17 protein-coding genes and 1 tRNA gene are annotated in these 19,384 nt (G+C 43.1%); 7 read left to right on the forward strand and 11 right to left on the reverse strand.

All coding sequences use genetic code 11. The annotated features are described in order from the left end of the window. Positions 1-95 precede the first annotated feature (95 nt). From HY064_13105 to trxB, 5 genes are all read right to left on the reverse strand, one after another. Positions 96-1,220 carry a site-specific integrase gene (locus HY064_13105; GenBank protein ID MBI3511593.1) on the reverse strand — a complete coding sequence of 375 codons (1,125 nt, stop codon included), beginning with the start codon at positions 1,218-1,220 and terminating at the stop codon, positions 96-98. 96 nt (positions 1,221-1,316) lie between these two features. After that, positions 1,317-1,661 (reverse strand): alkylphosphonate utilization protein, encoded by a 345-nt coding sequence (locus HY064_13110; GenBank protein ID MBI3511594.1) that lies wholly within the window; start codon positions 1,659-1,661, stop codon positions 1,317-1,319. A gap of 102 nt (positions 1,662-1,763) precedes the next feature. After that, positions 1,764-2,735 (reverse strand): hypothetical protein, encoded by a 972-nt coding sequence (locus HY064_13115; GenBank protein MBI3511595.1) that lies wholly within the window; start codon positions 2,733-2,735, stop codon positions 1,764-1,766. 255 nt (positions 2,736-2,990) lie between these two features. After that, positions 2,991-3,728, reverse strand: a complete 738-nt coding sequence (locus HY064_13120) for a hypothetical protein (GenBank protein MBI3511596.1) — start codon at positions 3,726-3,728, stop codon at positions 2,991-2,993. A 145-nt stretch (positions 3,729-3,873) separates the two neighbouring features. Next, entirely contained in the window at positions 3,874-4,833 is a 960-nt protein-coding gene (gene trxB / locus HY064_13125) for a thioredoxin-disulfide reductase (GenBank protein MBI3511597.1), read from the reverse strand. Positions 4,834-5,002: 169 nt separating this feature from the next. Here trxB and HY064_13130 point away from each other — a divergent pair, with 169 nt between their 5' ends. After that, on the forward strand, positions 5,003-6,259 hold the full coding sequence (locus HY064_13130; GenBank protein MBI3511598.1) for a hypothetical protein: 1,257 nt from the start codon (positions 5,003-5,005) through the stop codon (positions 6,257-6,259). Between the two features lie 48 nt (positions 6,260-6,307). Here HY064_13130 and HY064_13135 read toward each other — a convergent pair whose 3' ends face one another. The 5 genes from HY064_13135 to HY064_13155 all read right to left on the reverse strand — a co-directional run bounded on the left by HY064_13135 (position 6,308) and on the right by HY064_13155 (position 11,143). Beyond that, on the reverse strand, positions 6,308-6,625 hold the full coding sequence (locus HY064_13135) for a GIY-YIG nuclease family protein (GenBank protein MBI3511599.1): 318 nt from the start codon (positions 6,623-6,625) through the stop codon (positions 6,308-6,310). Positions 6,626-6,686: 61 nt separating this feature from the next. After that, entirely contained in the window at positions 6,687-7,550 is an 864-nt protein-coding gene (locus HY064_13140) for a DUF4249 domain-containing protein (protein ID MBI3511600.1), read from the reverse strand. Between the two features lie 60 nt (positions 7,551-7,610). Next, the gene (locus HY064_13145) at positions 7,611-9,995 is read right to left on the reverse strand and encodes a TonB-dependent receptor (GenBank protein ID MBI3511601.1); all 2,385 of its coding nucleotides are present in this window, start codon (positions 9,993-9,995) and stop codon (positions 7,611-7,613) included. A 105-nt stretch (positions 9,996-10,100) separates the two neighbouring features. Then, positions 10,101-10,173: transfer RNA gene (locus HY064_13150), tRNA-Pro, on the reverse strand. Positions 10,174-10,594: 421 nt separating this feature from the next. Next, positions 10,595-11,143, reverse strand: a complete 549-nt coding sequence (locus HY064_13155; protein ID MBI3511602.1) for a hypothetical protein — start codon at positions 11,141-11,143, stop codon at positions 10,595-10,597. A gap of 247 nt (positions 11,144-11,390) precedes the next feature. Here HY064_13155 and HY064_13160 point away from each other — a divergent pair, with 247 nt between their 5' ends. Genes HY064_13160 through HY064_13185 form a run of 6 tightly spaced genes read left to right on the forward strand, consistent with a single transcriptional unit; the run spans position 11,391 to position 17,982 of the window. Further along, the gene (locus HY064_13160; protein ID MBI3511603.1) at positions 11,391-11,894 is read left to right on the forward strand and encodes a DUF4907 domain-containing protein; all 504 of its coding nucleotides are present in this window, start codon (positions 11,391-11,393) and stop codon (positions 11,892-11,894) included. Further along, positions 11,891-13,081: a T9SS type A sorting domain-containing protein gene (locus tag HY064_13165; GenBank protein MBI3511604.1), complete on the forward strand. Its 1,191-nt coding sequence runs from the start codon at positions 11,891-11,893 to the stop codon at positions 13,079-13,081. The genes HY064_13160 and HY064_13165 overlap by 4 nt, the downstream gene beginning before the upstream one ends. A 17-nt stretch (positions 13,082-13,098) precedes the next feature. Continuing rightward, positions 13,099-14,280 carry a T9SS type A sorting domain-containing protein gene (locus tag HY064_13170; protein ID MBI3511605.1) on the forward strand — a complete coding sequence of 394 codons (1,182 nt, stop codon included), beginning with the start codon at positions 13,099-13,101 and terminating at the stop codon, positions 14,278-14,280. A gap of 52 nt (positions 14,281-14,332) precedes the next feature. Further along, the gene (locus HY064_13175) at positions 14,333-15,490 is read left to right on the forward strand and encodes a T9SS type A sorting domain-containing protein (GenBank protein MBI3511606.1); all 1,158 of its coding nucleotides are present in this window, start codon (positions 14,333-14,335) and stop codon (positions 15,488-15,490) included. 30 nt (positions 15,491-15,520) lie between these two features. Then, the gene (locus tag HY064_13180; GenBank protein MBI3511607.1) at positions 15,521-16,747 is read left to right on the forward strand and encodes a T9SS type A sorting domain-containing protein; all 1,227 of its coding nucleotides are present in this window, start codon (positions 15,521-15,523) and stop codon (positions 16,745-16,747) included. 11 nt (positions 16,748-16,758) lie between these two features. Beyond that, the gene (locus HY064_13185) at positions 16,759-17,982 is read left to right on the forward strand and encodes a T9SS type A sorting domain-containing protein (GenBank protein MBI3511608.1); all 1,224 of its coding nucleotides are present in this window, start codon (positions 16,759-16,761) and stop codon (positions 17,980-17,982) included. A 390-nt stretch (positions 17,983-18,372) separates the two neighbouring features. Here the strand turns inward: HY064_13185 and HY064_13190 are convergent, their stop codons facing one another. Next, positions 18,373-19,377 carry a PorP/SprF family type IX secretion system membrane protein gene (locus HY064_13190; protein ID MBI3511609.1) on the reverse strand — a complete coding sequence of 335 codons (1,005 nt, stop codon included), beginning with the start codon at positions 19,375-19,377 and terminating at the stop codon, positions 18,373-18,375. Positions 19,378-19,384 lie beyond the last annotated feature (7 nt).

Raw genomic sequence — 19,384 nt, forward strand, 5'->3', positions numbered from 1 at the left:
AACTCGTTTATATCTCCCATTCTTTGATCCATAATGTTCCAAATCCGGAAAGTATGTCTCATAAAATGAGTTATATCAAATTTAGTTTTTCGATGTCATATTTCCAACTCATCAAATGGACTTCTGATCTGCTGAATACTTTTGGTACTGACGTGAGTGTAAATTTCCGTTGTCTTGCTGCTTTTGTGGCCAAGAATTTCCTGGATATAACGCAGGTCAGTGCCATTCTCGAGCAAATGTGTGGCGTAACTATGACGAAGCCAGTGTAAACTAACCGGTTTCTTTATGTTCGTTCTTGCCAACGCCTGCTTCAGAACATTCGTCAGACTTTTTTCGCTGTATGTTTCACCTTTCTCCTGCCCTTCAAAAAGCCAGCGCTCCGGCTTGTAGGCCTTGTAATATTCCCTGAGTAATAACAGGATCTTTTCCGAAAGGGGCGCAATCCTGTCCTTTTTGCCTTTCGCATTACGGATCAGAACAATTTTCCGGTGTGAATCAATGTCGGTCAATTTCAGATCAAGCAATTCACTTCTGCGCAATCCGCAACTGTAGATGAGCGCAAGCATCGCTTTGTGCTTGATGTTTCTCGGTGACGAAAGGAGTTGCTGAATTTCTTCTTTGCTCAGCACATTCGGCAGAAGCTTTGGAACTTTAGGACGAAAAATAACCGTTACATCCATTGCAGATCCGTTCATTTCTCTGAATAATAATTTCACCGCATTCACAACCTGGTTCTGGAACGCCGCCGAATAATTATTCGCCAGAATATAGTTGTCGTTGAATTCAATAAGATCTTCATTCGTGATCTCCGCGATCTTTTTCTGCGAATAGTATTTCAGAAAAGTGGAAACAGCATCGCAGTACGTTTTGATCGTATTATCGCTATATCGCTTCGTGCGCATGTATCGCGCGAACTTTTCAAGCGCTTTAGAAATTTCGGGTGTCAGCGCGATCTCCTTCACCGAGGGTGGTTTCATCTTTTCGATTCTCTCAGATTCAAGGAATAGTTTTTCATCAAGTGTTGCGAATGACTTGAAATGTTCTTTCAATCTCTGAAATGAATCCTGCGCATACGCAACATACCACGCGCGCAATCCGCGGCTCCACGCAGCACCCGCAAGCAGGCATGTGCGTGCAATGAGATCTTTGTTGTAGGGAAATTGAAGGGTAATGACTTTTTTGCCTCTGTGAAATTTTAAATCAAGAATAATAATTAGCATACATATAAAAATTTAACGTGAAAAATATGTGCAAAGGAAATAAAAAAATTGCCACACCACATCTCTCAGTTCACATCTCTCAGTTCTCTATTCGCACTACGCCTTCTTCACAAACTCCGATTTCAATCCCATCGCGCCGAATCCGTCTATCTTGCAACTGATGTTGTGATCGCCTTCTGCCAATTTAATATTTTTCACTTTGGTTCCTGCCTTTACCGGTTTAGATGCGCCTTTCACCGGAAGATCTTTTATCGTTACAACTGTATCTCCGTCGTGTAATTCATTTCCGTTCGAGTCAAGAATTTTATTGGCATCCTCTTCAGGTGTTTTCACTGCTTCTTCCGGATTCCATTCGTGAAGACAGTCGGTGCAGACCTGCATTGTTCCATTAAAATAGGTGTATTCGTAATTACATTTCGGGCATTTGGGAGAATCGGACATGACTAAAAGATTTAATTTATTTCCGCAAATGTAACGGTTTCAGTCGACGATGAACTTCTCATGATGAGTTGATCTATGTGTTGAAAAATAAGAGCAACCTTTTCATCCTCCGAACAACCGTTTGAAGAAGGATGAATTCTTTTTGGTTTTCACTTGAGCATTTTCCTGAGACGTGATTTGAGCGGACACTACATCATTCATATTCTGTATGGAATAAAACACGCTTCCGCAAGAAGGACACTGCGCCTTGCCATTGGAAACAGCGAAGCGTGTTCCGCAATTGATACAATTGATCGTCTTTTCTTTTACATTATTACTGTTTCCGCACGTCTCACAGATCACAGTGTTTGAATTTTCAGGAACATTGATTTCGGATTGGCAAACACAGCATTCCATTTTCGAAATATTCACCGGATCGATCTCGATATAATCGTAGTCGAGTTTGAAATGAGAAATTATTTTTTTTGCGGTCTCTTCATGATAGATCGACATCATATTGGCCATTGCATTTGAATACATCAGTCCTGTATTCTGAACAACGGATCCCTCGGGATGAAGTTGCAACGAATTGTAAAACTTCGATTTCTCAATAGCATTACGGATCGTCTGTTCGGAGTATTCAATGTAAGCGATAAAGCGATCGTCGAAGTTGTAATTCATTTTACCGTCCACCATGGTGAAATGCAGTCCCTGCGAAAGCGCGATCCCTTCACTGTTTGCGAAAGAAGAAAAGTAGTCGCCTTTCTCAAACATCTCTATCAAGTTTTGCCTGCGATAGTCCAGGTATTTTTTTCTGAAAACCTGTTGCTTGCCTTTGGGTCCATACCGGTGAGGGTAAAGATCGAACTCCAACTGTAGCATACGAAGATTGGCTTCAATACTTTTTTCTTTATCCTTCGCTTTAGCCGCTTCACCCAATTGCATTGCGGCTGCGAGGTATTCCTGCTGTGATCTGTCCTGGTAATTGGAAACGGAAAATGCGTCAGTCGCTTCGATCATCGCATTCTTCATGTCAATACCCATCCATGTTGCACAGTAGTCGCAATAAATGTACATGGAGCGTGATTCCGTCACCTTATTACTGCCGCAGGTGGAACACTTTAATTTTCTTACGAGCATAATGATCTGGATTGAGGATGATTTCCTGAGTAAAATTGAAGAGGCAGCTATCAAATATAGTGAACGGAATGACGACTGAACAAAAATGATAGAACGTGAGAATTTACATTTTCAATTTATTCAACCTGTTCTCAAGATACAAACACGGTATTTCGCGGTTCGCCGCTTCCAGTATTCAGTACAACCCGAATTTACTGTTGCAGTTTCAATTCATAACTTCCGTTCCTCCGTCATCTGGTTCCTCACAAATTCCTGCGTGGAAATCTGTTTTCCATTCTCATCATAAACTTTCCAGGAACCTTCTTTCATATAATCGTCGATCTCTTTGTAATACTGCATCGTTCCTTCGTCCTGGATATTTCCATTCTCATAATATTCTTTGAGATAATATTTTCCTTTTTTCTTGTCGAGCAGTTGCATGTCGTCCTGCATTTTCTCGTTGTCGTACCACGATGTGCGGTAAAGGAGATACTCCAGTTTTTTTGCATACTCCTCTGCGTAATCCGGTGTTCCGTCTTCGTGATATTCGTGCGTCACTTCTTCCTGCCCCTGGTAATAGGTAATGTCACTGCGCACTTTTCCGTTCATCCAGTAAAGGATCATTTGATTGCGGTAATAATCTACATTGTGAAAATCGCGCTCCATTTGCCCGTTCGGATAAAAGTTTTTGTAAGAATGTAATTGCCCGTCCACATAATAACCCGTGTGCAGCACCGCACCGTTATCATAATAATCCTCCCACGTATTCTGCGCAGCGTATCCTTTGTCGGTGTAGCGAACGGAATCACCGCCCATAGCAAAATTCAGTTTTTCGTAAATGGCAATGCCGAGCGTGGAATCGTAGATCGCATCGAATTTATAATAGCGCGTAAGATTTTTCTGTTTGCCCAATTGAGCCTGAATGGGAACCGCAATTGCTATTGACAGAAGTAAAAAAAGAGACCGCATTTTTTATTTTTACGAGGGTTGAGGTATTAAGTTATTGGGGTGTTAAGTTGTTAAGTTATTAAGTTATTGGGTTGTTAAGTTATTAAGGCATTGATGCATCAGCATATTTTTATTTCATAAATCTTATAACCCAATAACCATTTATTCAATGTACGCCTCTCGACGCAAGATATCTTTCGGCATCGAGCGCGCCCATGCAACCGCTGCCGGCCGCTGTCACCGCCTGGCGATAAACTTTATCCTGCGCATCGCCTACTGCAAACACGCCGGGAATATTTGTTCTGCTCGAACCGGGAATGGTTTTGATGTAACCACTCTCATCCATATCAAGCCATCCGTTGAAAATATCGGTATTCGGTTTATGGCCGATGGCAACGAAAAATCCGAAAATATCGAGTCGTCTTTCTTCGCCTGTTTTTTTATTTACAACTACTGCGCCATTCACACCGCTCTCGTCTCCGAGCACTTCTTTTGTTTCCGATTCCCACAGCACTTCAATATTTTTTGTATTCATCACGCGGGTCTGCATGGCTTTCGAAGCACGCATTTCACCATTTGCTTTTCGCACGATCATGTAAACCTGTTTGCAGAGTTTTGCGAGATACGTTGCTTCTTCGCACGCGGTGTCGCCCGCGCCCACAATGGCGACATCTTTTCCGCGATAAAAAAATCCGTCACACACTGCGCAAGCCGAAACTCCTCCAACTGTTCTGTATTTCTGTTCTGATTCAAGCCCGATCCATTTTGCAGAAGCGCCGGTGGCAATGATCAGTGTGTCGGTATGAATTTCAACTTTACCATCATCGATCCACACTTTGTGAACGGGCCCGGTAAGATCTACTTTCGTTGCAAAACCAAAACGTACATCGGTTTTAAAACGTTCTGCCTGCGCTTTGAAAAGTTCCATCATCTCCGGCCCCTGAATTCCTTTCGGATAACCCGGATAATTTTCCACTTCTGTAGTTGTGGTGAGTTGCCCTCCCGGCTCAGGCCCCATGTACATCATAGGTTTTAATTCTGCTCGTGCTGCGTAAATGGCGGCAGTGTATCCTGCAGGTCCCGATCCGACGATGAGGCATTGTACACGTTCCGGATTTGTATTCATAAATGAAATTCAATTTTTGAGAGGAACAAAAATAACTAATCGCGCTTAATATGTGTTCGGAATCGCCACTTATATATTCATAGCGTACTTCTGAAATGATGGTCCGCCATTTGATGGAATTAACGGTAATTTTGCTTCATTCCTAAAAATGAAAATCTCTTTTATGTTTATGCGGACATCACGGATCAGCGCAAGGAAAATTCTTTTCATTTTCATAATATTATTCTGCCTTCGTTCTGAAGCGCAGAATCTTCCTCCGCACGAACATTACATTACGGCCGGCTTCAATTTCGGAATGTTCGGTTGGTCGCCCACGAAAAGTTACCAGGCCGAGGGCAATGATAATTTCACAAGGATCTTTGGCGGTGGAATCGGTTTGCTGAGTGATGTGAATGGAAAAACACGTTTGGGTGTGGATGCGAATACTTCGATTGGTGTGAATGGCGGAATTCTTTTTCGTGACGGGAATTCAAAAAATTTCACCGGGCTGCAATTGGATTTCCAGAGTAACCGCGCCTGTTATGAATTTCTTCCTCCATTCCGCTGGACCACTTCACCTGTTGATTCTTTTTCACGCTGGGTGATGACGGATAAATATTTGAAATATTCTTTTTCTGTTCAGCAGTGTTTTTTCAGGAATGATGTTTCGGTAATGGGAGGCGAATCTTTTTTTTACATCCGTGAAGGATTCGGGCAAACATTCTATCATCGCAATTTCGATCAGCTCATTCAGCAGGATCATTTTGAAGACTGGAGGTATAATCAAAACGGAATGACGGCAACTACCATTGCCGCGAGTAAAACAAGTTACATGCTGAGCTCCGAAATCGGGTTGCGGAGTTTCGCAGGTGATCACAGCCGGACGTTCGATATTGGAATTGTTTTTTACGCGCCGTTCTCAGCAACGTACACCGATCAGTATGAGTTTTTCCGCAATGGAGTTTCGAGCGGGAAAAATAATATTACCTATGAAGGATCGACCGTGATGTGCAACATTCGTTATTCCTGGGATTTTAAAATGAAAGAACATGTGCGCGATACCACCGAACATCATCACAAAGATCTTTTTGTTCAGCAGCCCGATACGGCAAGCCGGGTGGTGGAAGTACAGAGTACGATGCGCGTTCATCACGATAAAGTGACTGTGAAACTGTGGGACAATGATGAAATTGACGGCGACAGCATTACGTTAACGCTCAATGGAAAAACGGTGAAAGAACACATCGATCTCAAGCGCAGAAAAAAATCTTTCCGCATTGAACTCGATCCCGGCGATAATTATCTTGTGATGTATGCCGAGAATCTCGGAACTGTTCCGCCGAATACTGCTGCTGTTATTATAAAAGATGGCTGGAGAAAAAGAAGAATGGCGCTCGAATCTGATAAGGGGAAAAGCGGTGCGGTGAAAATCGTGAATGGAAATTAGTCAGCCTTCGACCCATTCGGCATGCTCAGGGCTCAGTCTGACAATCTCTCAATCGGTGGTATTCTTTTGACGTTTCTTTTCAGTATTCATTGCAAGTTGGGGAAGATCAAACTCCCGTCTCTTAATTAATGCTTCTTTCTTTGCTCGTGACCAACCTTTGATTTGCTTTTCTCTTGCAATCGCTTTGTCAACATACTTATGCTCTTCGAACCAAACCAATTTCACCGGCCTTCTTGAAGATGTGTAAGAATTCTCTGTTTCATCATTTTCATGTTCAGCCAATCTTCTCTGAAGTTTATTTGTAATTCCGACATAATAGGAATCATCAGAACACAGCAAAATGTAGGTATAGAATATTGGGTACATTATTATCTTGTTAATAAAATTTTGTTGAAGTATTTGTCAGACTGAGCTTGTCGAAGTCTGACTAATGACAAATAATTGTATCGTAACTCGGATTATATCCGCACCAGATTCCGAGTCCGCCGTGTACATTGGTTTCAATAGTTCCCGGCGCTGCAAATGGATTTCCGTTATTCTCCACATCCACTTCGTAAGAGCGGAAAAAATTTACTTCGGCCTGACCAATCGTGCAGAATTTTACAGCAATGGTATCTCCGGTCTTGAAAAATCCGGCTTGCGGTCCATTATCTTCCGGTGCAGTTGATCCCGGATCACTCGGGCGATTGTAAGCGAAATCAAAATTTTTTCCTTCTACAAAACGATCATCGAAAGCAGAACCGAAAGGTGCCCGGAAACGATCATCAACTCCAACACGTTTTGTAAACCAGCGATATCCGTTTCCAATTCCAACCGGATCTGTCATGTGCGCCCACGCAAAACCGAGACTGTCTTCATTCGGTTCTATTTTGAACCAAACACTGTCGAGCGGAATTGCAGTATGAATCATTGTTGATGCGGTAGCGGTTTTTCCATCGGCAACAACTTTCAATAAATAAGTGTGCCCTTCCTGCCCGTACACATGCGTGCCCACCCACACAATAGGAATTGGTTTCAGCGGATCGAATGAAGTGTGAAGCGTGTCAATATTATTTCCGTCGGTTACGGTAACAAATGCATTTGTGATGAGATAATTTGCGAGCGAAGCAGAATCGACCGGGTCAAAATAACCGGTACTCCAGGTGAGATTGATCTCTGTGAGTTGCCCGGTTTCAATTCCACCATCGACCACAATTTTTTTCTCCACTTCAGGAAGTGTGATCTGGATTTCTTTTTCGCAGGAAAAAAGAAGCAGCGTGAAGACAAGTGGAATGATGAATTTATTTTTCATTGTGAAAAGTGCTTTCGTAACTCATTTCGTTTTTAGTAAAGTTTTCGTAATTCGTACTCATCAGAATTTAAAGTTCCACGTTATCGAAGGAAGTATCGGGAAAAGTGAAACCTGTTTTGCAGTTACTTTCAGTGTTCCGTCGGCCACGCTTCCTTCATTGTCGAAGAAAATAAAATAAGGATTGTGGCGGTTGTACACATTGTAAACTGAAAAATTCCAGTTGTTCTCGTAAGGAATTTTCTTGAAAAGTTTTTTTGGCCTGCACGTGTAGGTGATGGAAATATCGAGGCGGTGATAAGGGATCATCCGGTAACCATTTCGCGGACCATAATCGGAAACAATATTTCCTTCAATGATGTAACGCTGTATCGGAAGCGTGATCGCATTGCCGGTTCCATAAACGAAAACACTTCCGAACGTCCAGTGATCATTCAGATTGTAAATTAAAACAAGGGAAACATCGTGACGCCGGTCGTAGCGCGCGTAAAAAGTTTTTCCGCTGTCTATGTCGGGAAAATTTCTTGTCGTCCAGGAAAGTGTGTAACCTGCCCATCCGTTCAGCTTGCCGGTTCTCTTTTTGAAAAAGAATTCGGCGCCATAAGATTGTCCTTTGCCGAATACAAAATTATTATCGGTGTTGTTATTCACATTGTCTTCGGGCAATGCGCCGGGAGCAAATTCCACCTGGTTGTACATTTTTTTATAATACACTTCAACCGATGATTCATATTTGTTGTGATAGAAATTCCTGAAGTATCCTGTAGCCACCTGCCACCCTTTCTGTGGCTTTACTACATCGGAACACGGAACCCAGATGTCAGTAGGAAGTGAGATCGGAGAGAGCGTTGCGAGATGAACGTATTGCAGATTGTAAGTGTAAGATGCTTTGATGGACGACTGATCATCGAGAATGAAACGCATGGAAACTCGCGGCTCCGGCCCACCGTAATCTTTTACTTTTTTGAATTTATTATAATGGATCGTGTCCACCGTTCTTCCCGTTACATCCTGAATAAAACGATCGAAAGGGCCAACCATGATAAAATAAGAATAACGCATACCAACGGTAAGCCGCAAACGATCTGTGATGTCCCAGTCATCATTCACATACACGCCCACCTCGTGTGCGTATTGTTTTTTCAGTCCGCCGAGATCGAACACGGTGTCGCCCGATTTTGCAGAAACATTATTGGGTGTGAAAATGTGCCAGCAGTAATTCGTTCCGAAGCGGATGTAATGTTTGCTGTTCGGAAGAAAACTGAAATCTATCTTATTATTGAAATCGCGTATGCCGGAAAATAACTTGAATTCAAATCCATCCTGTTCTGCGCCGAAAGAAAATTTATAATCACTGAAAACAGCCGTGGAATTCACGAAAATTCTCGGGTTAATGAGATGGTTCCACCTCAGCGAAGTAGTTGCATTTCCCCAGGGAATGTTCACTTTGAAATCCGATTTATTGTCGTTATAGGTAAATACATCGCGGCCAAAATATCCACTGAGGAAAACGGTATTTTTCTGGTTGATCCTCCAATTCAATTTAGCATTGAGGTCATAGAAATAATATCCCGATCCGTAGAATGGAGAAGTTGTTTTGATGAAAGGTTTCATCAGCACATCGATGTAAGTTCTTCTTGCGGAAACAATGAATGATGCCGTATCTTTTTTGATCGGCCCCTGCACGGTCATGCGCGAAGAGATCACACCAATGCCGCCGTCCACCTGGAATTTCTGGTTGTTGCCTTCGTTCATGGTAATGTCCAGTACAGAAGAAAGCCGTCCGCCATATTGCGCCGGCATTCCTCCCTTGATGAGGTTCACATCTTTGATCGCATCACCATTGAAGACGGAAAAAAATCCGAACAGGTGTCCTGCATTGTAAACGGTGGCTTCATCCAGCAAAACAAGATTCTGATCGGGCCCGCCACCACGCACATAAAAACCTGCATTTCCTTCGGCGCCGCCCTTCACTCCGGGAAGCAACTGAATTGTTTTGAGAACATCCACTTCACCGAGAAAAGCAGGAATCTGTTTCACCTGTTTCATCTCGAGACGATTGGTACTCATTTGCCCGTCGGTCACATTCTCATCTTCTTTTTTATCGGTGATCACTACTTCCTGATTTTTGTGTTCTTCTAGTTTAATATCAAGATGAATATCGGATGTGAGAACAAGTTGTTGCGTGTAATCATCAAGTCCCACAAATTGGGCAGTAAGCGTGTACGTGCCGGAATCTGCAGTGATGGAATAAAATCCATAGGTATTCGTACTCGCCACTTTCAGCGGATCTTTCAGCGTCACCACCGCACCGATGATCGCTTCTCCACTGGAAGCTTCACGCACAAATCCGCTCACGGTGAATTTTTTTGAAGACTGCGCCTGCAGCGAAAAAAAATCCAAAAGAAGAAAAGGAATAAGAAAAAGAAAATATTTTGACCGATTCATGTTTTTCAGAACGGAAACAAAATTAGATAAACAAAATGCGCGGATGGCAATAAATTGAGCGCGGTAAACAAAATAAAAGAGGATTCATTTCTGAATCCTCTTCTGTCGGGGTGGCGGGACTCGAACCCACGACCCCCAACACCCCATGCTGGTACACTACCAACTGTGCTACACCCCGATTTCGTTTTTTGCAATTGACGATCCGCCTGAAAAAGAATGCGTTCTCCTTGTTTCAATAATGAAATGTCAAATGCAAATGGACTGCAAATGTAAAAACTTTCCATGCTCACCAATCATGTTTCGCTTGTTTCCACTCCGCGGATTTTCAAGCCGTAAAGTTCATCGGGCCTGATAAAACAAATAGAATTCAACATTTAATCAGCACCGTTCATTAATTTTGATGTGGTAGAATGAAAAATATTCTCGTGGAAAAAGAAAATAGTTTGAGTCAACATTGTGCATGAAATCCAAAGCGACCTATTCTCTAGAATCGAAATAACTATATCTGAAAAAATAGCTGGGCTGGTAATGGAAAAAATGTACCCCGGCAGGAGAATGTTTTTCCAACGCAAAAAAGAAATAACTGGCAGAAGGACTATTTATCCTGCACTTCTCTTCGGAAATCGGATCGCGGCGTCTACTGGCACGGAAATAATTTTCCAGTTACTATTTTTGATACGGCGTTTTTCCTTCATCGCAATTTTTCCGCTCCTGTACGAAAGATAACCGACCACTGCGAGTGCCACGAGTGTAATTCCGCCAATAATATAAACGCCAATGAGCGATCCTGTTCCATGCGCAAACTGGTAAAAAGCAAATAGTGTGCTGGCAAGTCCGCTCACCACGATTCCTGCTCCGTGGTATTTATTTCTTCCGTCTTTCGGACCCCAGCGGATCTCCGTTATTCTGGAAATAACCACAGTGTGTATGCTGCTGAGTTCAATCGTGGAATCTGTAATTGCGGTAATGGTTCCGGTCTGCAGGTGATGATCAGTGGTTGTTCTCACCATCACGGCGTCGCCTGTTTTCAATTGCACCAAGCCGTAAGCAGAATCAACCTTTCCGTTTATCATTCGTTCGATCACCAGGCAGCGCGTGGTATTCTGTGCAAATGAAAAAGTGAACGCACCACTAAGAAAAAATAACAAGAAGATTAAACGGAGGGTTTGAATCATGCCGGCAAAATGAAATTCACAACATTGGAATTGCCAGGAAGCATCAAGAATTCTGCCACAGGTTAAAACATTCTGGAGAATTTCTGTGCACCGGTAGTTATGCTTGTATTGGAATTAAAAAAAAATCCGGTGCATGAATGCGTAATAATTTTCTCAAATTCTACTTTGCCTTACCATTAATTTTTCGTAAAGTTGTAAGAAGTAATTGTTCACTTTTTCTATGAAAAAAATTCTTTTCCCGGTCTTCTTATTCTTTTCCGGGTCGTGTTTGATTTCCTGCGGAAATGATGAGAAAAAAACAACTCCATCCGATAGTAACAGCGCTATGAATCTTCATAATTCCGATACGCCGAATAATTCATTGCATCCGCCTTTAATGGATTCGGGTGCGCAGATCACGGTGAAAACTTACGAGGTGACGGATAGTGCCGGAAGAATTTCGCAGGGTTGGGGCTATGATCTTTTTCTCAATGGCAAGCGTGTCATTCATCAACCGATCATTCCCGGCCTTCCCGGTAATAATGGTTTCAAAACACAGGCACTCGCAGAATCTGTTGGCGAACTCGCTGCAAAAAAAATGCGTGAACAGGGATCACTGCCATCGATCAGCATTCACGATCTCGACAGTCTCGGTGCTATCTCTCATCACCTGGCTGACAGTCTCAATGAATTAAGCAAGAAAAATTCGCACAACAATTCTGTTCCGGTCAGCAAAGACAAATGAAAAATTATTTATTTATTTTTCTTTTTTCAATATCGCTTTGTGATGTTGCACGCGCACAGGGGTGCTGGATTCAACGTGCGAATTTTGCCGGCCCGGCCCGGCATCGCACTGCTGCTGCTGCGGTTGGAAATCACGGCTATATTGGACTCGGTCACATCAATGCTATTGTGGATGTACTTTTTGATGACTGGTTTGAGTATGATCCTTCTTCTGATTCGTGGACACAAAAAGCAAATTACGGTGGAGGCCCCCGCATGCATCCTGCCACTTTTGTGATCGATGGAAAAATTTATGTAGGAACCGGCCGCGACACCAGTCAAACACTTCACCAGGATTTCTGGTGTTATGATCCGGTCACAAATATGTGGACTTCCATTGCTGATTTTCCCGGCGCTGCACGTCGCGGAGCAGTTGCTTTTACCATCAACGGACTCGGTTATGTTGGAACAGGATCCTATCATTCGAATTTTTTCAAATACGATCCTGCCTCTGATTCGTGGTCGAATGTGGCTCCGCTTCCCGGGCCCGGAAGAATTTCCTGCGTGGCGTGCGCTATAAACGGGAAAGGATATTTGTCGACGGGTGATAATGGAAGTGGAGCAACAGGAGATATCTGGGAATATGATCCGGCATTTGATAATTGGACCATGAAAGCAAATCTTCCCGGTTTGCCGAGAATGGAAGCAGGTGGATTTGCGCTCAATGGAAAATTTTATGTGGGATGCGGTGATGATATGCCGAGTGGAACCAACTATGGCGATTTCTGGTGTTACGATCCGCCAACCGATTCATGGAGCCAGGTGTGTGATTTTACCGGAATTGCAAGACGGTACCCGGCTTCATTCGTGATTGGCACTCATGCTTATCTTGGTCTCGGTACCAATGGAACTAATTTCAGCGATCTCTGGGAAACCGGGATTCTCATTGGTGTAAATGAAATTCAACCCGAAATTTCTTTCAGCATTTCACCGAATCCGGTGATTGATAATGCTGTCATCAGTTTCGGAAAAAATATTCCGGATGGAACTTTTGAGATTCTCGATGAACAGGGAAAACTCATCCGAGCCGTGAAATTTTCAGGGAATGAATTCGATTTCTCGCGTGAGGGTATCTCTTCCGGAAATTATTTCATCCGCATCCGCGAATCTCAGAAAACATCCGTCACAAAAAAGATCATCATCAATTGAATAACTGAAAAATTAACATGAAAAAATTATTGATCATTGCGTTGTGTTATAGTACAACTACTGTTTTTTCGCAGGGTTACTGGACGCGCCTTACCGATTATGGCGGTGCGGCAAAAAGATATGCTGCCTGTTTCGCAATAGGAGCGAAAGCGTATGTGGGAACCGGCAATGGCCCGGCGCTCAGCCAGGAATTCTGGGCATGGGACCAGGCCTCTGATACCTGGACACAGATCGCCGATTTCATTGGAAGCGCACGACAGCATGCAGTAGGATTTACGATCGGAAGCAAGGGCTACGTAGGAACCGGCGAAGACGGAAGCGGATTCACGAAAGATTTTTACGTGTACGATACTACTGCGAATGCGTGGACACAGCGCGCCGATTTTGGCGGATCGCCACGTTCGGGAACGGTAGGATTCTCCATCGGAAATTATGGTTACATCGGTACAGGAGAAGATACGAGTGGTAATGTCCAGGATTTCTGGCAATATGATGCAGCTGGCGATTCATGGTCTCCCATCACAAGTTTTCCCGGTGCAGGACGCCGTTATGCTTCCTGCTTCGTCATTGGAACAAATGCTTATGTGGGAACCGGCAAAGATAATTCCGGAGGTGGTAATGTAGATCTCTGGATGTGGAGCCAGTCGTCTGGAATGTGGACGCAAAAGTCAAACTATACTGGTACTCCTCGCTGGGGCTGTTTTGCATTTGCTATTGGTGATAAAGGATATTTCGGAACTGGTTTCGATGGCGCTGCCGGAACAAACGATCTGCGTCAATATGATACACTTTCCGATTCCTGGTCGGTACGTTCACCATTCACAGGAACTTCAAGAGAATTCGCGGTAGGATTTTCCATCGGAACAATAGGATATATGGCTACCGGCGACGATCCTTTTTCCAAAAAAGACCTATGGGAATATGATCCGAATTCTACAGCCGGGTTAGAAGTTAATAATGAAACGGAAAATTTTATTTCTGTCGGCCCTAATCCTTCCGATAGATTGTTTAACTTCACTACGCATAACCCAGAGGGAGAACTGAAAATTTTTGATGCGGCCGGCCAAAAGATTTTTCAAATGAAAATTACATCCGTCAATACAAACATTGATATGGCCGGAAAAGTTCCCGGAATTTATTTTTATCAGTTTACCGATGGCATCACAATCCGTGCAAGCGGAAAATTGTTGCTCCAATAAAAAAATCAATCACCTTTCATCCGCTTGAAAAATGAACCTAAAAAATATTCCAATGAAAAAATCGATACTTAGAACAACACTCATCCTGTTGTTGGTTCTTGCTTCATTCACAGGAACGCGCGCACAGGGAAGTTACGCCTGGGTACAACGCGCAACTTTTATGGGACCCGCGCGACATCATTGCGCTGCATTTTCAGTAGGTAGCCGTGGTTATGTCGGAACAGGATGGAATGGTATGGCAACGTACGACGACATGTACTCTTATGATCCGGGAACAGATACGTGGGAACAGATCGCTAATTTTCCTGGCGGACAATCGGAGGATGTACAGGGATTTGGCATTGGTGTAAAAGGATATGCAGGTACGTGGAATAATATGTGGTCGTACAATCCTGCAACAAATACCTGGGCGCCCATTGCAAGTTGCCCTCTCCAGATCAGTAATTATGGATCCGTTGCATTTGCAATTGGAACAAAAGGATATATCTGCGACGGATATAATCTTGTGGAATATAATTCCGGAAATAATTCCTGGTCATACAAACCAAATTATCCGGGCAGTTCATTTTTCTATTCTACCGCCACAACTTACAATGGAAAAGGATATGTATTTCCCGGCGGCGGAGATTTTTGGGAATATGATCCTTCAATAAATAACTGGATCCCCAGAGCAATGTTTCCCGGTCTCACACGCATAGGGCCTATCAGTTTTTCTTTCAATGGTGATGTGTATGTTGGTTTGGGCGCTGAGGCGTGGACGAATATGTTATCTGATTTCTGGCGCTTTGATCCCGTTGGAAATACGTGGACTGAAGTGGATGATTTTCCCGGACTGGGAAGAAGATTTTCAATCGGTTTTTCCATTGGTGCGCGCTGTTATGCCTGCAATGGAACGAATGGAACAAACATGCATGATTTCTGGGAATTCGGATCGCTCTCCGGAATAGAAAACCAAGATGCAAATTCAAATTCTATCAGCATTTATCCGAATCCCGTACAAACTTCTTCGGTCATTTCTGTAAATGAAAATATTCCGGGTGCAGAATATTCACTCGTCGTTTTCGATCTCAACGGAAATATTATTCGCAGCGAAAAATTCACCGGGCATTCTTACACCTTTGAAAAAATGGATCTCAGTTCCGGTGTTTATCTCGTGGAATTACGCAACAATGAAAATGTAGCCGCAAGAACTAAACTGATCGTCGAATAAAAAAAACCGGAAATTTCAAACGAATTCATCATGAAAAAAAATAATCTCGCAATAATTTTACTATTGCTTCCGCTCGCAATTTTTTCCCAGAATTCCTGGACGAAAAAAGCATCACTCTCCGCAAGTAAACGCATGCGCTCGGTCGCATTCGCCATTGGAGGAAGAGGATATCTCTGCTGTGGCGAAGATTCCAACAGCATCGAACTCAACGATTGCTGGGAATATGATCCGGGCTCCGATTCATGGATGCAGAAATCAAGTATTCCCGGGCCGGGCCGCCGCGATGCAGTTGGTTTTGCAATCGGGATGAAAGGTTATGTTGGAACCGGCATGGATAACACGGACGCATCAGTTGGAAATACGCTTAGTGATTTTTATGAATATAATTCGGTCACGAATGCATGGACAGCGCGCGCCGCTTATCCCGGTGGATTCGGATGGGGCGTTTATTCTGCAGCAGGATTTGCAACCTCAACCAGGGGTTATATCTGTTGCGGAAAAATAGGGCCGGCCAATTATGCAAATGATCTTTGGGAATATAATCCTTCGAATAATTCGTGGATACAGAAACCGAATTTTCCAGGCGGGCCTCGTCTCGGACAAATGAGTTTCGTGATCGGAACCAAAGCTTATGTTGCTTGCGGAACAGATCCTAATTGGTTCACACATGATTTCTGGGAATATAATACTTCAAGTAATTCATGGTCACAGAAAGCAGATTTTCCGGGATCGGATCGTGCGTTTGGAAGCGCATTCGCACTCGGACAAAAAGGTTATATGGGTATGGGAGAAGACGGTGGTTATAGCGCAGATTGGTTTGAGTATGATGTAGCTTCCAATTCGTGGAATGTGATCGCCGCATTCGGAAGTGAAGGAAGAAGATCGGCTCCAACATTTGTAATTGCAGGCGCCGCTTATGTGACAACTGGAAAAGGTGTAAGCGGAAAACACCGCGACACGTGGCAGTACCAACCTTACGTAACCGGAATAAATGAAAATTCCATTGGAGAAATGTCGGTTTACCCGAATCCTGCAAGCGACGTTCTCAAATTCGATCTTGATCCGCAATTCGTTTCACAACACGATCAACTCTTCATCCAGCTTATTTCTATTGATGGAAAAATAATTTCAAAAGAAACTGTCAATGGAAATTCACATATTGAATTGCAGAATCAGAATTGGCCGGCCGGAACTTATCTCTATTCACTCACAGACGGCAACAAAAATTTCAGCAGCGGTAAAGTAATCATCTATTAAAAAAATTTTTTATGAAAAAATATTTTCTCTTTTCCTCAGCGTCGCTTTTCGTTTTTTCAGTAACAGGTTTCGCACAGATCATGGGCGGATGGCTGCCGAAAGCAGATTTTCCTACCAATGGAAGATCGGCTGCCGTTGGTTTCAATGTCGGAACAGCAGCTTACGTTTGCACCGGCGTTGATAGCGGCGGATATAAACGCAGCACTTATCTTTTCAATCCTGCTGTGAATACATGGACACAAGTGGCATCATTGGGCGGAGTTACCGGCAGCGGGCTCGGTCGCGATGTGGCCATGTCTTTCGCTATTGGAACAAATGCTTACGTTGTAGGCGGACAAGGAACCATTTCTTACATGAGCGATACGTGGAAGTACGATGCAGTGGGAGATGTGTGGACGCAGGTGCAGGCGTTCAATGGAGGAGGACGCCGCGCTGCAGTGGGAATCACGATCAATGGAAAAGGTTATATCATTTGCGGACAAGCATCAACCGGTTTGAAAAATGACACGTGGGAATATAATCCAACAAATAATCTTTGGGTGCAGAAAGCGTTGTATCCCGGAACTGCACGCCGTCTCGCTGTTGGTTTTGTGATCAACAACATTGGTTACGTGGGTACGGGAGATGACGGAATCGCGAAAGGAGATTTTTTTGCATTCGATCCTACAGCAAATTCCTGGACACCGAAAGCTCCATTTCCCGGAACGCCGCGTTACGGTTCAGTAGGATTTGCACTCAATAACAAAGGATATGTTGGTTTCGGTTATGACAATACACTGAACAACAGGAAAGATTTTTTCGAATATGATCCTACTTCCAATACGTGGTTGCCGATGCACGATTTTCCGGGAACTGCACGCTCCAATTCAGTTGCAGTTTCGTGTCCGAATAACAAAGCGTATGTAGGGCTCGGTTATGATTCACTTTACCGCACCGACTGGTGGGAATTCGATCCGCTTTCCACCGGAATAAATGAAAATGTAATTCCGGAAAACGCAGTAAATATTTTCCCGAACCCGATGACGGATGCAGCAACAATTTCCATTGATGCACAATATTTGAATTCAGCAACACAAATCTGCATTTATGATCTCAATGGAAAAATGGTGCGTGAGTTGAGTACAAAAAATAATTCTCAACTGAAAATTACACGCGAAGATCTTTCCCCGGGAATTTATCTCCTGAATGTCCGCTCACAAAATAAACAAGTGACGAAGAAGCTGATCGTAGAATAATATTTTCATCACAAAAGTATAACGGGAAGAAGAAACAGCTTCCCGTTTTTTTGTGATTCAGATATCCAAGTGAGATAGTTTTTCCCAATCTGCAAATCCGCAATTTCCGCACTTTGGTGGCGCCTACTCAGACAAAATAAACCGTTTCGTGATGACTACCCGTGAAAATTCGTGCTTCTGTGACGCGTATTTATGGTCTTGTGATGGCTAAATTTATTTTTGTGATTCCTATTTCAAATGTTGTGATCGCTAAATTCATTTATGTGATACTTACTCACGGTGGATTGCTGTCAGGATGGTAAGAAAAATAAACCTTCCGAGAAAAAATCCGACGAAATCATTGGGTGCGGGCTGTAATTATTCCGGGAGAAAGTATTTTCAAAAAAATTCTCAGAACATCGGCTTGAACAACGGCTGATCACGGAACCCGACAAGTATCAGGGAAAATTCCCAGGCACCCCTTCCGCCGGTATAATTATTCAGCGATGAAGTATTGATATCATAACTGAAACGGAAATAATGCTGATCCTGGCGGAAACCAATGTGCGCAACGATTGCATCTTTCCAGCGATAATCAACACCTGCAAGCGCATCGAGCGAAGAATTTTTGATCTTGTAAAAAACAAGGCAACCTAAATTCGCATCGTACGCTTTTGCCTGATTCATGTAAATAAAATGGGGGCGAAGTGAAAATTGGTCATTGATGGTTATATCACATCCTGTTTGCACCACAAAACGCATTGGTAAACGGCTTTTGTAATCTGTGAATGCGTCATTCGGTTTTGTTACGTGATAAATCGAAAAACCTCCGTAAGGGTGATATTTTTTTTGTTCGTCAATGTATTTATAAAATACACCCAGGTTAGCATCAAATTTCAGAAGGCTTGTATTCGCCCAGGATTCCTGCGGATCAATCGTGTTGTCGAATGTTCCGGAAGAAGGAGAATATTGAACATCGTAAGTATAAGATGCAGGATCAAAACTTTTATACAAAATTCCCATTTGCAAACCAACCGTTAAATAATGTTTGTCCGTTCCGTCCATAATATTGTAAGCGCCGGAAGCCATTAAATTAAGTGTGTTGAATTTTCCAGAGCCAGCGTGATTATCTATAAGATATCCGCCCACTCCCCATTTTTTATCTCCCTTGCGAAGTGGCATGTCGTAGGAAAGAAATGCTGTTGAAAACGGTTTTGCAAGAACACTCCATTGAGAACGGTAATCGCTAACAATACGGTAATCTCCTTTTTCACCGCAGTACATTCCGGTTAATCCGGGATTCATATAAAGAGAAGCGGCTTCACCGTGCGAAAGATGGAAATCCTCCTGCGCAACTACGAGTTGTGTTGAAATACAACTTGCACAAATCGCGATAAGAAGTTTAATATTTTTCATAGCTATT

The sequence above is a fragment of the Bacteroidota bacterium genome, from assembly GCA_016194975.1.
Taxonomy (GTDB): domain Bacteria; phylum Bacteroidota; class Bacteroidia; order Palsa-965; family Palsa-965.